The following is a 14,200-nucleotide window of genomic DNA, read 5'->3' as shown; positions in this document are numbered from 1 at the left end:
CCCCTAATCAGCTCGCACGGACAAAGGAGTTGCCTGCCACAAGCGAGCCGCCGTGAGAGGTGGAGTCTCCGACCCGTGCAACAGGTTTTCCGGTGATCCGAAGAACTGGAGACCCAGCCACGATGGCGTCTGTGCACGGCACCCCACTGCAGAGGGTGGAACCGCCGACAACCGCAACCGGGCGTCCGGCGATTCGGACAATGCTCTGGCCGGGGTTGACCACGGGGCCACCAACGTGAGGAACCGGACCGGGGTTCACGGCGGGGCAGGCATGGTGATCGCCAAGAAGGGATATCGGCTTTCCGGGCATAGTATGACCTTTCGGGCTTACGCGGCTTGTGTGCCGGTTGCGGCAACTTCGCGGCTGTTCAGAACCTCTTGGATCAGGGTTCCATCCGGCGCGGCATAGCTGTTCATGACATCGGGATCTGCGGGGATTTCGGTCAGAACCCTGTCAAAATCACGCATGACAAATGCAATCTGATCCGGCTCCATCATAGGCAGGTAACTGCTGAAGACAGAGGGGCGGTAAATCTTGAAAAACAGATTGCGGCCAGCATCATCCTGCACACGGAATGATCGTTTCAGGCTTGTCTTAACCTTTGTGACTGTAGCCTTTGAGAACAAAAACAGGCCGGTGTCCTGCCCCCAGGCCTCATCCAGAAACCAATTGAGTACATCGCTGTTTTGAGGATCAATGGGAACAATCCAGGGGGCGACCTCGGCTAGATCCTCGCGTGCCTGACCGTCAAACAAGCATAGCGCATTGTCATCCAGAGCCTGAAGAATAACAGCAGTGTCGGGTGAGCGGCTGGCATCAACCACCAGATAGATGTTTTGCTCTTCCCGCCGTAGCGCAATAAGCGTTTCGCGCAGCGCCTCGGATGTGTCGATACTGTCGTTCATATGTCTTATCCTTGGGCTGAGCCGCGGCATTCTTCACAGAAGGCTTCCTCTGCTTTCAGCACTTCGGATTGGGAGGGCGCGCCGGGGTCAATGTCGACGGAGGCGCTCAGAATTTTGAGTTTGGTCGCTTTTATCGTCATGCCTGATTGGTCAATTTCGATCGACCCGCCTGGGGCGGAAATGGTGAATTTTTCAGTTGCGACCTGCGTGTGCTTTTTGGTGCGCGAAAGGATCACCTTGCCAACAGTGGTCATCAGCTTTTCGCCAATGGTTACGTGTTTGGCCTTGCCGATCTGCTCCATTGTTGCGCCGCCGACATTGACGATCTTGGTCAGCCCAACCTGTTCGGCAGATACTATGCCACTGGTGTCCGACCGAAAGTTCGAAACGAAGGTATTCATTGTTCCGGGGGCGTCGGTCAGCGCCGCGGCACTGTCACCGAGCATGCTTCCGGCAAGCCGCATTGCATGGTTGGCGTCTTGGCCGGCCTCGTCGGCGCCATGCAGCCCACTGCGCCCCTTTACGCCGAGGGCGTCCAGAAAACCCAGTTTGGAAGAGCCTAGGGCGCTGGCGAAAGTTGCAAGTGGCCCATCCCCGCCGCCCCCTTCGCTTGCCCCTTTTTTTACAAGTTTTGAGGTGATGCCTGCTAACCCGCCCAGGCCAGACAGCAGCCCAGCCGCATTTGGTCCGGTGCCTCCCACGACCAGTGACACAGAACCGCCGACTTCGGTTTTCTGGTTCTGGCCGACTTCGGTTACCTTGTTGGCACCAACACTTTGCACTTCGTGGCGTTTGATCCGCGCCAGAGAATCGTTCAACACCAAATGCGAAAGGTCTTTCTGGGCCTTGAACGCGATCTGTTCGCTGCCCGGTTCGTCCTCAAACACCATTTCATTGAAGCCGCTTGATTGGTGTGTATCGGTGCGGAAGACAGACTTTGTCTTGTGTTCTGGCAGAGGGTAGGGCGCCATGTTTTTGCCGTTGAACACACAGCCGGTGACAAGCGGCTTGTCCGGGTCACCGTCCAGATATTCCACCACAACTTCCATCCCAATCCGTGGGATCACCATGCCGCCCCAGCCGCCGCCAGACCAGTTCTGGCTCACACGGCAGCGCATGGAATAAGCGGCTGCCAGATCCCAATGAAACTGCACCAGGATGCGACCGAATTCATCAACATCTATCTCGCCGTCGCCAACAACAACTGCGGTTTGCGGGCCCTTCATCACAACTTGGGGCGTGCGTCGTTCCGGGCGCATGGGGCCAGTGACCGGACTGAGGACATAGCGCCCCTCATAAGCTTCTTCCTCGGACAGGCTTTCGGTCGTCGCATAGGCCTGAGGTCGCAGCACATGTTCTGCACGTAAGCACAGAAATCTTTGGCCCGTCGCTCCCGGCAAGGTATCCCCAACCGGTGTGACGCATAAACCCGCGCCTAGACTGATCACATCCCCGCGCGCCTCTATTCGGGCAATTCCACCGGTTTCTTCTTCGGTGCGTCGCCCTACAACGACCTCGCCGACACCCTGAGCAAGGTAATCCCCGGGGTAATCGAAACTTTCGATCTGCCCATGCGCATAGGTGGCAATACCTTCGCGTTCGACTTCCTGGATCGCTGTTGGTGTTTTGAAGTTGTAATCCGTCAATCGCACCGCGCCGGTTTGCATCCGCGCGCCGCCTTTCCAGGATTTAAAGTGTTCTTCTTCGGTAACGTGATAACGGTCTACGCCAAAGAAGGGGCGAGTGGCTCCGGGTAGATCCGCATGGGCGGTCACATAGTCTGTCAAAACCAGGCAGTGGTTGCCTTGCTCCTGTCGCCAGTGCCAAGAGATGCCAAAGCGTTCCATCATTCGTTTTGCGAAATCAGCATCGCTCTCGCCGTATTGAACGGTATATTCCAGAACGGGATAGTCATCCGACAACTGAATTTCAAAGTGCGGCGAGCCTAGGCTGGAATAGGCATCAAACAGTTCCGTCAGGATCTGTTGCACTGTCAGATTGTGGAAGATCCTCTGATTGCGGCGCATACCTGCAAGATGCAACCACGGACGCAGGACCAGATCGTAACCATTGCCATGCTCGGTGGTGCCGCTCCACCGGGCTTCGGTCACAATGCCATCAAAATGACGCGCCCCGTCAGCGGTTTTGACGCTCACCGTTGCGTGGGTGCCAAGAAGGTGGTTCAGGTCAATTTCAGGGTTTTGTGAAAAGGCTGCAACGCGCCACTCAAACGCGCCAGACATCTCTTCTTGACCGTCCATACGGTGCAGCACCAAAGCATCTCTGCCAAGCTGCGTTTCAAGCACACCATGACGGTCCGATTGCGTGAACAATGCGTTCATAAATGTCACTCCCGGTAATGGTCCGGACAAGAAATTCAAAAAACTTATGCAAAATATAGAGCACAGCTACTGGGCGAGGATAGCACTCGCATCGCTGGCGTCAATTCATTCTTGGCCAAGCCAAACCCTTTGCACGCAGCTCTTGGGTTAAGATTGTTGCTTAAATGGCGCAATGCTCCTGTGGGTTGACTAAACTGCCCAGATGGGCGGTTGTAAAACCTTTAGCGGCCCTGGTTCTTGGCACAGCTTACTGAGTGCGGTTTCCTTTTCGCGTCGTACTTGACCCCCGGAATTTCACGGTGCAAGAAAGACTTGTATTTGTTCGCTTCAATGAATTTTCTTGGAGAAATTTATTATATGTCGCGCTTTAGCAAGGTTGTGTGGAGAGAGGGGTTGTTTCTGAAGCCTCAGCATTTCCAACAGGCTGACCGCTATTTTGAAAAGACTCTTGCTTTTGCCCTGTCGCAGGCAGGATCCCAGCCGTTTCCGTGGGGAATCGCAGAGGTTGAGTTTGACTCGGGCCAGCTGCGTCAGGGTCGGCTCGAGCTGCAGAAGATTTCCGGGGTTTTTAAGGACGGAACGGTGTTCTCCGCACCTGATCTGAGCAGCCTGCCCAGTGAGATTGACGTTCCTGAAGGCAGCGTCGGAAAAACCATTTGGCTGGTGTTGCCGAATGTCTCACAGAACGGGCAGGACATTGGCGATGAAAGCGATCAGGCCACGCGGTATTTTGTCAGTGAAGAGCGCGAAGTGGTCGATAATGCGCGCGCCAGTCGCAGCGAAGAAAGTCTGGAAATTGCAGTTCCGCGACTTGAACTGATGCTCCGCGATGCCGCGCCTGAAGGCTATCAAAGCATCGAATTGGGACAAGTCGCCGAGGTGCGGGATGGCACAGTGGTGACTTTGGACCAGACCATGCCGCCAACGGGTTTGAACCTGTCGTGTCACCGGGCCTACAGCGGGTACCTGAAAGCCGTAATCGGCGCGGTAGAAGCACGGGTTGAAGTGCTGGAAAGATACGCCGCTGATCCGTCCGCCGGTGGGGGTATGCAAGGCAAAGACTATCTGATGCTGATGGTACTGAACCGAAATCTGCCGGTTCTACGCCATTTGCAGACGCTGCCGGTTGTACATCCAGAGCGTCTGTACTCCGTTTTGATCGCCTTGGCGGGGGAATTGGTGAGCTTTGAGGACCGAGAGCGCCGGGTGCGCGACTACGGTCGCTATCGCCACGATCGCCCCAAGGAAACTTTCCTGCCGGTGGTTGATGATATTCGCCGGTTCCTGTCACGTGACGTCAGCCGGGCTGTGCGCCTGCCGCTGGAGGACCGCAAGGACAACCGCTTTGCGGCAATTGTAGAAGATGCGACGCTGTTCTCGCGGGCGTCTTTTGTGATCGAGGTAAAAGCGGATTTGCCTTTAACCGAGATCCAGAACCAGTTCCCGCAGCTTTGCAAAGTTGGCCCGGCCTCGCGCATGCGTGAGATCATTGTGAACAACATGCCGGGCCTGCCCATCGTGCATACGCCGACGCCGCCCGCGCAGATTCGCCATGTGACGGGGCACGTCTACTTCTTGATCGACAAGTCGAGCCCATTGTGGCGCGAATTTTCAACCCTGTCAGCCATTGGTCTGCAGCTTGCCGGGGCCTGGCCGGGTCTTGTGTTGGAGCTCTGGGCAATTCCGGAGGACTGATCCATGACGACGGATGACGACGACCGTACAGTGTTCGGTCAGCGGCTGCCGCAGCCTCCGCAGGAAGGTCAGCCCTCTCAGCCTCCGCAAGGGGCTGGAGGTGAACGCACGATCTTCGGCATGCCGATTCCCGGTAGTGCAGGGGGGCAGCCGCAAACGTCACCTGCGCCGCCACCCCCGCCACCTTATGGTCAGCCTGGCCATCCGCCGCAGAGAGACGGCTATGCACCGCCGCTGCCGATGACTCCGCCGGGCGTTCCACCTGCCGGGCACCCTGTTGCCCAACAGGCGCCGCATATGTCACCCTATGCGCAACCGCACCCCAACCCGCCTGCTTCCCAATATCCAGCTCCGCCCTCGCAGGCACCCGGGCCGACAGGTGAGCAAGAGGACACATGGTTCGGGGGCAAGTTGCCACCTCAACGCCCGGCGCAACCGGCTGTCGCAACGCCGCCATCGGGATACTCCGGGCAGGCGGTGCCTCCCTATGTCCCACAGCAACCCCAGCCCCAGCCTGGCTATGTGCCGCCTCCTTCCGCGGCCTCCCCTAACTGGGCACAGGGGCAGGCGGCAGGATGGTCGCCTTACAACGCACCGCAGAATCCGCAATTCCCGGATGCACATGCGGCGCAACAGACCGCGGCGAAGCAGGCCACACCCGAAGTTAAAATTCCCTTTGCCGATGCTGTGCGCGGATCTGGGCTGAACATTGGTCATACCTCCAACCCCATACTTGCTGCGGCAACGGATTTATTGGTTTTGCTTGGCCGCCTGCGCACGGGCATTGTGGAAATGCACGCTGTGCCTCTGCGGGACCATGTCGTGCGAGAAATCCATGGCTTTGTTCAGAAAGCGCAGGATCATGGGGTTGTGCCTGAGGATATTGACGTTGCTCGCTATGCGCTGGCCGCCACAGCAGACGATATTGTGCAGACCATTCCCGGCAGTGAGCCGGGATATTGGCAGCAATACTCCATGGCTGCCGAACTGTTGAACGATCGTTCAGCAGGCATCGGTTTCTTTGCGCGTCTCGAGCACGTAATGGGCCTGTCCCACCAGCGCAAAGACCTGCTGGAGCTGATGCTGACCTGCCTGGCTTTGGGATTTGAGGGCAAGTATCGCGCAGACCCCAATGGCATGGTCGCGCTGACGCGGATGCGCAATGAGATCTACCAGCGCTTCCGCGCTGTCGAAGCCCGTCCGGGTCATGATTTGTCCGTGCATTGGATGCCAGTGCTTCTTGGCGGGCGTCGTAATACAGCGCTGATACCCTTATGGATCTTTGGCGGGATAGCGGCGGCCATGGTAGTGGCATTGTTTGCCACACTTTCAGGTGTCCTGTCCTCGGATACGCAGGTCAGTCAGGATGCCATATTGGCGCTGACAGATCCGACTGAAGAAATCGCGCTTGAGACCGCTGCCAATTTTGTCGCTGCTGAACCCTACGAGGCGGCTGCTCCGCCGCAGCTTGAGCGAATCCGCGGGGTGTTGGATCGCGAAATTACGGAGGCCTTGGTGAACGTTGAGACCAAGGGCGATTACATTGCAATCCGCGTCGGATCTCAGTTGCGGTTCAAGTCAGGATCTGCGGATTTGAGCTCGGACTTCAGCGATCTGGCTTCTCGCCTTGGGCTGGTGCTGGAAGCGGAGACTGGTGATGTGGTTGTGGAAGGTCACAGCGACAATATCCCCCTGAGCGGGCGCGGGCGCTACCGTACAAATGAAGAATTGTCGCAAGCGCGGGCGGAAACCGTTCTGGGCTTGCTGGCAGAGTCGATTTCTGACCCGAGCCGTTTGAGCGCGGTGGGCGTTGGCCCCAACGATCCGCTGGACACTGCTAATACACCGGAAGCGCGGGCACGAAACCGCCGGGTTGAAATCCTGATTGAACGGGAAGAACGACTATGAGGCTGTTGGGTCTGAGCCTGTCGCGGTTGTGGCAGAAACCGTGGATGCGGCTGCCGTTGATTGCGCTGGGGGTGCTGTGCATCTGTCTGGCAATTTGGTTTGGTTTTTTGTGGACTGGCCTGCCTTGGCTGATCCACCCTTGGGTGCGGGGCGGCGCAATTGCCGTGATCCTTGGCGTGATTGCTCTGGCCGCAGGGCTTCGGTATCGCAAGCGTCGTTTGGCGGCCAAAGCGCTTGAGGAAACCCTTGTTGAGTCACCGGTCGGCGATGCTGCGGTCCTCGCTGACCGGATGCGCGACGCCTTGGGAAAACTGAAAAAGAACGGCGGCGCAACGTATCTTTATGATTTGCCGTGGTATATTATCATTGGCCCGCCAGGCGCCGGTAAAACCACTGCGCTGGTGAATTCTGGGCTGGAATTTCCTGGCACCGATAAGGCGGCCGTGGCCGGTTTTGGCGGCACCAAGAATTGTGATTTCTGGTTCACCGAAGACGCTGTGCTGATCGATACCGCCGGGCGATACACCACGCAAGACAGTGACGAACGCGCCGACGGGATGAGCTGGAAGGCGTTTCTCGAACAGCTCAAGGCAGCGCGTGCCAACCAGCCTGTGAACGGGGTGATCCTGGCGTTTTCATGTGATGACATGTTGACCGCCACTGGTGAAGCGTTGGACAGCCACGCGCTGACAATCCGTAAGCGTCTGCAGGAAATTCACGAAAAACTGCGCATTGATGTGCCGGTCTACGTTATGTTCACCAAGGCCGACATGGTTGCGGGTTTCCGCGAGTTCTATGGCCCCTTCGGAGAGGATCGCCGTCGCGGGGTCTGGGGGGTTACGTTCCAGACAAAGGACCGCAAAGAAGAAACTTACCAGTCGGTGCCTGCGGAATTTGATGCGCTGATTTCGCGTTTGTCAAACGAAGTGACGGATCGTCTGAACGAAGAACCTGATAGTGTTGCGCGTATTTCCATCTTTGGCTTCCCGGGGCAGATGGCGCTGATGCAGCGGAATGTCAGCGATTTTCTGCGTCGTGTGTTCCAGCGCCCACAAGAAATTCACGCAATTCTGAGGGGCTTCTATTTCACTTCGGGTACGCAAGAGGGCACGCCGATTGATCAGGTGCTGGGCGCAGTACGCGGCGGCAGTGTTGATACCGGTTTTATGTCGGGCAAAGGGCGCAGTTATTTTTTGCAGGATCTCCTGCAGAAGGTGATTTTTGAAGAGCGCGACTGGGTAGGCTATGATCTAAACGCCATGCGCCGTCGCTCCATTTTACGCAGTGTGGCGACCACGGCGATTGTGGCGCTGACCGTAACCTCTATGGGGCTATTGGGGTACAGCTTCTGGAAAAATGCGACATTGGTGCAGGAGGCCGATCAAGCGGCCGAGCTTTATGCGCTCGAAGTGCAGGGAGACCCTGCATTGCGTCAGACAATTTTAGACGACCCGAGCCCTCTGCCAATCATGGAGGCGCTGGCCATCTTGCGTGATATGCCGGGCGGCTGGGGCAACCCGCGAGAGCAGGGCTTTATCGAACAGATGGGCCTGTCACGTCACGGCAGCATTCGACAGGCTGCGCTTGAGAGCTATTCCGATGCTTTGGAGCGGCATCTTCGGCCTCGGATGATGCTGCAACTGGAAAACGAGCTGCAGGATTTCGTCGGCAGCCAAGAAACCGAGCGCGCGTACCGCGCATTAAAGGTCTACATTCTGCTTGCCAAGCAGCAGCCGGGTAAGGCAGATGACCCCGCTGTGCAGGCATATTTTGCTGAAGCGTGGCTGCCCTATTTCTCCGAAGTTGGACTCGAGGATGAGTACAATGAGATGAACGACCACCTTGCTGCGATGCTGGAACTAGACGACCGGGTGGAGCCGCGTCTGAAACCCAACAACTCGATTGTTGAGGCTGCGCAGCGGATCATTGCCACCCTGCCTTTGGCGCAACAGGCCTACAGTTCCATTCAGTCCGATGCGACGGCCATGGCTCCGTATAATTTGGGTGCAGAGCTGGCAGGGGTGCAGGCGGATCGGGTGTTCCGCACCACGGATGGACGTGAACTTGATACGCTGACGATACCTGGGCTTTACTCTTTCTCTGGGTATTGGGGGACGTTCAGGGCAGCTATGGAGACAGCTGCAGAACGGCTTGCAGACGAACGATGGGTTCTGGGCAAAGCCGGGGAAGAGGTTGATTACTCGGGCCAGTTGGCTGGACTGAACCGGGACATTCATGCGCTGTATCAAGCGGATTTCACACGCCATTGGCGTGGGCTTTTGGACCGGATCGAATTGACGTCAATGTCGGTAGGAGCCCCGGACTTCCCGGCTTTGTCGGTGGCGTCGGTGGATTTTGCCTCTCCGATCTTGAAACTGGCGGAAGCCGTTGATCGCGAAACCCGGTTGTCGAGGTTCTTGGATACCATTGAAGGTATGGAAGTTTCGCCAGAGAACCTGGCTGGTGGCAATGTGGCGGGCCAATTGGGTGACGCAGGCTTTAGCGAAGTAGAGCGGCGCTCCGGTGCGTTTCAGCGGATCGCGCTCAATCTGCTGAAGGACCGCGCCAAGTTCCAGGGCCAAGCTGGCGTCGCCGGAAATGTCGGGTCGCTGCAGCGTCGCCAGTTGGAAGACGTGGAGCGTAATTTTGAAAAGTGGCACAAGTTTGTGGCCGGTGATGCTGCAACGCGGTCTCGTCCGGTTGATGTGTTCCTGGCGGGACTGCGGGATCTTGCGACCAACAGACAGGGTGCTGCGCGCAGCCCGAACCCGGCGTTGGATGAACGTGGTCTGCAGGACGCACTGAGCCGTCTGACGCAGAACGTGCCGTTTTATCCACCAACCGTGATCGACTTTGTCAATCAGATAGAGCGCGAGTTCCTGACGATTTCCGCCAATACGACCATCGCGCAGATCGAACGGGCAATGACAGAGGACATTACCGCTTACTGCCGCCAAAACATAGAAAATGCTTTCCCGTTTGACCGTAGCGGGCGGCATATCTCCACCGCAGTATTTGGTGACTTTTTTGGCTATGGCGGCCGGATGGAGCAGTTCTATCAGGAGTATCTGCGCGACTATACGCAACGCGATGGTCTCGGCGGCTTGGTCCCGCGTGAGGGCAGCTCGCTCGGCGGGCGGTTGTCAGAGGCCACACTCAGCCAGTTCGCCCGGGCAGAGCGCATTCGACAGGCGTTCTTTCCGGCAGATAGCAACCGACCGTCAGTCCGCTTTACCATTCGTCAGACCACCAGCAGCGACGCTGTGGAAGCCACTCTTCTGGCCTTTGGTGAGCGGCGGGTGAAAATCCTGCCAAATTCCACGGCTGTGAGCGTCAATTGGCCCGAAGAGACGGCTGATATTGTTTTGACGCTTCTGCCGCAGAAAAAACGGGTGTCGAATTCTCTGCGTTTTGGTGGCGGTCGCTGGTCGCTGTCCGAATTTATCGAAAAGGGGCGAGGGCGCGCCAATGGCACAATGGTTGATATTTCCCATTCCGTTGGAGGTCGCTCCGGTCGCTACCGGTTGGAATTCGACAGCATTACAGTGCCGTTTCTGATGAAAGAATTGCGGGAGTTTCAATGCCCGCAGAGTTTGGAGTAAGCCATTGACCCAGGCCAATCCCTCTCCCGTTGCCAGTGCCGTTCTATACGGCAAGCATCGCGCGTTTGGTGATTTTTTGGCGCACGGTTTGGACCACAAACATCTCGCACCACTGGATGGCTGGCTGGAGGCGGTCCTGCCAGATCTGTGCAACCGTTTGGGGGAACGCTGGGAAGCCGCCTGGGCCGCAGCGCCACCTTTGTGTTTCTGGATTGGGCCAAGCCTTTTGGGCGCGCCTCTTTGTGGGGTCTTTATGACTTCGGCTGACCGGGTTGGACGCCGGTTTCCCTTGGTGTTTGGCTTGGCCGGGGTGCTCACGCCGCCTCCAGTTGATGAAACGTTCAGCGCGGCACCCTATAGCGCCCTTTGGTCTCATATTGCAGGGTTTCGCCTTCCAGAAGAAGGGCTTCAGGGCGCGGCAACGCTGTTGGAAGGGTTTGAGCCACCGGACTTGGATGGCGTGGTTTGGGATGCCAGCAGCGATGGGACCCTTTGGGGACAGCGCAGCGATGGCGATCTTGGGCGGCTGTTTGCCGATGCCCGCAGGCATGATGTGGCGCAGGCCCAATTCACGCGCAGCCATTGGTGGCAGGAGCGGATGGACGGACGCGAGGCTGGATGGCTGGCGTGCAACGGTTTGCCCGATGCCGAGGCACTGGAATGGTTGTTGACTGCACGGGCTACGGAAGGAGAGACAGTGTGACGGATACCATGGGATGGGGCCGAGTTTTTTCCTTTGAGAGCGTTGGTGACAGCGATGTTGGACGGGTTCGCAAGATCAATGAAGACAGCTTGCTTGTGTCTCCGGGCAGCCGCCTTTGGGTGGTGGCTGATGGCATGGGGGGGCATGCTGCGGGAGATTTTGCCAGCCAGACACTGGTTTCCAGCCTTGATACCATCGGTGTACCGGCCTCATATGAGGATCTGCGCCATCGTATGGCAGATCGGCTGACGCAGGCAAACAGCCGGGTGCAGATGCACGCAGCCGAACTGGGTCGTGGCGCAATCGGTTCAACCCTTGTGGCTCTGACAACGATCGAAGATCGTTTCCTGTGTTATTGGTCCGGCGATAGCCGTTTGTATCTGCTCCGTGAAGGCGCCCTGTGTCAGGTCAGCCGTGATCATACCGAGGTTCAGTCTCTTTTGGATGCGGGACGGATCACGCAAGAGGAAGCCGCGAATTGGCCGCGCAAGAACGTTATCACTCGCGCTATTGGCGTCACCCTTTCGCTTGAGGTCGAGATGGTGGAAGGGCAGCTTCAAGATCGTGATATGTTCCTGCTGTGCTCGGACGGATTGTCGGAATATTTCGATGACGATGAATTGGCTCATGTGCTGAACCTGTCCGACTGGGGTTTGGAGCAAAAGTGCAAATATCTTGTGTCACAGGCAGTGGAGCGCGGCGGCAAGGATAATGTGTCCGTTGTGCTGGTGCAGGCCCGAGATCTTGGCCTGCGCGAAGCCGACGTCGATGGTCAGTTCCCTGAATTTGTGGGGCTGCTATGAGCGAGAAACCGGCATCTCCCCCTACCGGGCCCGTGGATGAGGAAGACCGCACCATTCTGGCGCCCATGCCGTCTCAACCCGATCAGGGAAGTGAGCCAATTGCGGCTGAAGAACCGATTGACGAACGCACGGTTGTGGGGCCCATGCCGGGTGCCAGACCGACCGGGACACTGGCTGGGAGCGATCCTGACGCGCCTGCGGCCGCATTTGCTCCCGATCTTCCGGTCGCCCCCGCACGGACGCAGTCGGCTGATGCCGCTAGTGATCCCAAGGTGCCTGCCCAATCGTTGTCGGACGGGGAAGAAGAGGACCGCACCATAATTGCGCCCATGTCATCCGGGGAGGCCGGCGACATTGCAGGGGGCAGCACCCCTGTCTCTGCGATGCCAACAACCACATCGCCGGTTTTAGAGAGTTCTCCAGGGGAGCCACTCCAAAAACTGGAACCAGGTTATGTGATCAACAATATGTACCGTGTCCTTCAGCCGCTGGATCAGGGTGGTATGGGCAGGGTGTTTCGCGGCGAAGAAATCGGTACCGGGGAGCCAGTGGCGATTAAGGTAATCCTGCCCGAATTTTCCGAGGACACCAAAGCCGCCGACATGTTCCGCCGCGAAGCGCGCACACTACGTCTGTTACATCACGATGCGATTGTGCGGTACTTCGCGTATCTTCCCCCCGACGCGCGGCTTAACCTCCATGCTCTTATCATGGGGTTCATTGAAGGAACCAAACTGTCGGACCGGATAAAGTCCAAAGGCGCGCTGAGCCTTGGAGAGATTTGTCGTTTGTTTTCCCGTCTGGCCGATGGTCTTCAGGCCGCCCATGAAATCGGCGTGGTGCATCGTGACCTTTCGCCAGATAATGTCATGTTGCCCGACGAAAAGATCGAAAAAGCTGTGTTGATCGATTTTGGCATTTCGCGCTCCTCGGCCATCAAGGACGTGACATTGGGCAATGAATTTGCGGGCAAGCTCAAATATGTTTCACCTGAGCAGTTGGGCGCGTTTGGTGGTGAAGCAGATGGGCGCTCCGACATCTATTCCATGGGCTTGCTGATGTATGCCGCTGCAACCGGAGGGACGGCCCCAATGGGGGGGTCGATTTTGGAGGCGGTGAAACTACGCGAAGGGATACCGGATCTGAGCGCAGCTCCTGTAGAACTGCAGGGGATAATGTATCAGATGTTGCAGCCGGATCCCGCGATGCGGCTGGCCACAATGGCGCAAGTCAAACAGGCGTTGCAGGATATAGAAGGCGGACGCAGTCCGTCGGTGACCACACTCGGCGGGTCGAGCGCACCATATGGGGGCGGGCTGACAGCCGGCGGCACGCAGACAGGCGCTATCCGCCGCCAAGTTGAAGGGCTGCAAGCTGCGCCGAACATGGGATTTACCACCGTTCCGACAACGCAGACGCCCACGTCTCGATCGCAGGCCGCGGGTTCTGCTGACAGCGGCTCAAAGGCCGGCGCGGAGCCAAAAGGGAGGGGCGGGGTTATCGTGCTGCTGTTGGTGCTCTTGTCTCTGGCGGGCGGCGGTGCCTGGTATGCGACAACCCAGATGGAAGAGGGTAATAGCGAGACTGACGTGGTTGAACAGGGAGTGCGGCGTATTCCCGGACGAGAGACATTCCTGGCGGAAGCGGTTCCGACGGGCTGTGTTTTTGCAACCAACCGTCTTAACGGACCCAATGCTGGAATGATTGAAGGCTTCCACTTGGCTGATGTATCTCTTGAGGATATTGAGGCCTCTTGGGCAGCAACCTATGGCGACACCCCAGCCCTGATCTCTCGGGTTGTGGAACCCGCTCAATGTGACGTGCTGGCGCTTGCGCACCGTTTTCAGGGGACCGCCGGTGGGAAAACTGAACTAGCCCTTTCGACCAATGTGCTGTCTCGGCGGGAAGAGATTTCCGGCAAGCTTTGGGGTTCGACCGGGCGTGCCGACTGGTTGGCGATCATTACACCCAAAGGGAAGGTCTATAATCTGACGTCCCGGCTGCAGGATCCGATCGGGCAGGAGCGTCAGTTCAGCTTCCGGATCCGTTCGGGTGCACCCGGAAAATACATACTGGTGGCGATATCGTCTCAAAAAGCGCTGGTGCGCACCGGAGCCATGCAGGATGGCACTCAGGCCGACACGATTTTCAACTTGATCAGTCGAGAGCTGGAAAAAGACTCCGGCGCTTCAGTGGATGTCGGGTTTGTGCACATCATGCCCTGAGCCGACCCCGCGATGG

The 14,200-nt window shown here is 57.7% G+C and carries 9 protein-coding genes; 6 read left to right on the top strand and 3 right to left on the bottom strand.

Annotated elements, in window-relative coordinates; genetic code table 11:
- Positions 1-7 precede the first annotated feature (7 nt).
- Genes ACXAEW_RS03605 through ACXAEW_RS03595 form a run of 3 tightly spaced genes read right to left on the bottom strand, consistent with a single transcriptional unit; the run spans position 8 to position 3,248 of the window.
- Positions 8-310, bottom strand: a complete 303-nt coding sequence (locus ACXAEW_RS03605) for a PAAR domain-containing protein (protein WP_474940029.1) — start codon at positions 308-310, stop codon at positions 8-10.
- A 17-nt stretch (positions 311-327) separates the two neighbouring features.
- Positions 328-906, bottom strand: a complete 579-nt coding sequence (locus tag ACXAEW_RS03600; RefSeq protein WP_474940028.1) for a DUF4123 domain-containing protein — start codon at positions 904-906, stop codon at positions 328-330.
- Between the two features lie 5 nt (positions 907-911).
- Positions 912-3,248 (bottom strand): type VI secretion system Vgr family protein, encoded by a 2,337-nt coding sequence (locus tag ACXAEW_RS03595; protein WP_474940027.1) that lies wholly within the window; start codon positions 3,246-3,248, stop codon positions 912-914.
- 330 nt (positions 3,249-3,578) lie between these two features.
- Between ACXAEW_RS03595 and tssK the strand changes: the two genes are divergently transcribed.
- From tssK to ACXAEW_RS03565, 6 genes are read left to right on the top strand one after another with little or no spacing between them, the layout of a single operon-like run.
- The gene (gene tssK / locus ACXAEW_RS03590; RefSeq protein WP_474940026.1) at positions 3,579-4,943 is read left to right on the top strand and encodes a type VI secretion system baseplate subunit TssK; all 1,365 of its coding nucleotides are present in this window, start codon (positions 3,579-3,581) and stop codon (positions 4,941-4,943) included.
- A gap of 3 nt (positions 4,944-4,946) precedes the next feature.
- A complete protein-coding gene (gene icmH / locus ACXAEW_RS03585; protein WP_474940025.1) occupies positions 4,947-6,851 on the top strand; it encodes a type IVB secretion system protein IcmH/DotU in 1,905 nt (634 codons plus the stop codon).
- Entirely contained in the window at positions 6,848-10,453 is a 3,606-nt protein-coding gene (gene tssM / locus ACXAEW_RS03580; RefSeq protein WP_474940024.1) for a type VI secretion system membrane subunit TssM, read from the top strand. The genes icmH and tssM overlap by 4 nt, the downstream gene beginning before the upstream one ends.
- A 4-nt stretch (positions 10,454-10,457) precedes the next feature.
- Positions 10,458-11,156: a type VI secretion system-associated protein TagF gene (gene tagF / locus ACXAEW_RS03575; RefSeq protein ID WP_474940023.1), complete on the top strand. Its 699-nt coding sequence runs from the start codon at positions 10,458-10,460 to the stop codon at positions 11,154-11,156.
- Entirely contained in the window at positions 11,153-11,959 is an 807-nt protein-coding gene (locus ACXAEW_RS03570; RefSeq protein ID WP_474940022.1) for a PP2C family protein-serine/threonine phosphatase, read from the top strand. Before tagF ends, ACXAEW_RS03570 begins: the two co-directional genes overlap by 4 nt.
- Positions 11,956-14,184, top strand: coding sequence for a serine/threonine-protein kinase (locus tag ACXAEW_RS03565; RefSeq protein ID WP_474940021.1), 2,229 nt, complete (start codon positions 11,956-11,958; stop codon positions 14,182-14,184). Before ACXAEW_RS03570 ends, ACXAEW_RS03565 begins: the two co-directional genes overlap by 4 nt.
- Positions 14,185-14,200: the final 16 nt, after the last annotated feature.

The organism is Epibacterium sp. ABZ3_068 (assembly GCF_056159265.1).
The sequence above is the reverse complement of the archived record's forward strand: the minus strand, read 5'-3'. Positions and strand labels throughout refer to the sequence as shown.

Bases quoted from the DNA above. Each gene is read 5' to 3' on its own strand.
- tssM (WP_474940024.1), top strand. From the start codon at position 6,848: ATGAGGCTGTTGGGTCTGAGCCTGTCGCGGTTGTGGCAGAAACCGTGG.
- ACXAEW_RS03565 (WP_474940021.1), top strand. From the start codon at position 11,956: ATGAGCGAGAAACCGGCATCTCCCCCTACCGGGCCCGTGGATGAGGAA.
- ACXAEW_RS03605 (WP_474940029.1), bottom strand. From the start codon at position 310: ATGCCCGGAAAGCCGATATCCCTTCTTGGCGATCACCATGCCTGCCCC.
- icmH (WP_474940025.1), top strand. From the start codon at position 4,947: ATGACGACGGATGACGACGACCGTACAGTGTTCGGTCAGCGGCTGCCG.
- ACXAEW_RS03600 (WP_474940028.1), bottom strand. From the start codon at position 906: ATGAACGACAGTATCGACACATCCGAGGCGCTGCGCGAAACGCTTATT.
- tssK (WP_474940026.1), top strand. From the start codon at position 3,579: ATGAATTTTCTTGGAGAAATTTATTATATGTCGCGCTTTAGCAAGGTT.
- ACXAEW_RS03595 (WP_474940027.1), bottom strand. From the start codon at position 3,248: ATGAACGCATTGTTCACGCAATCGGACCGTCATGGTGTGCTTGAAACG.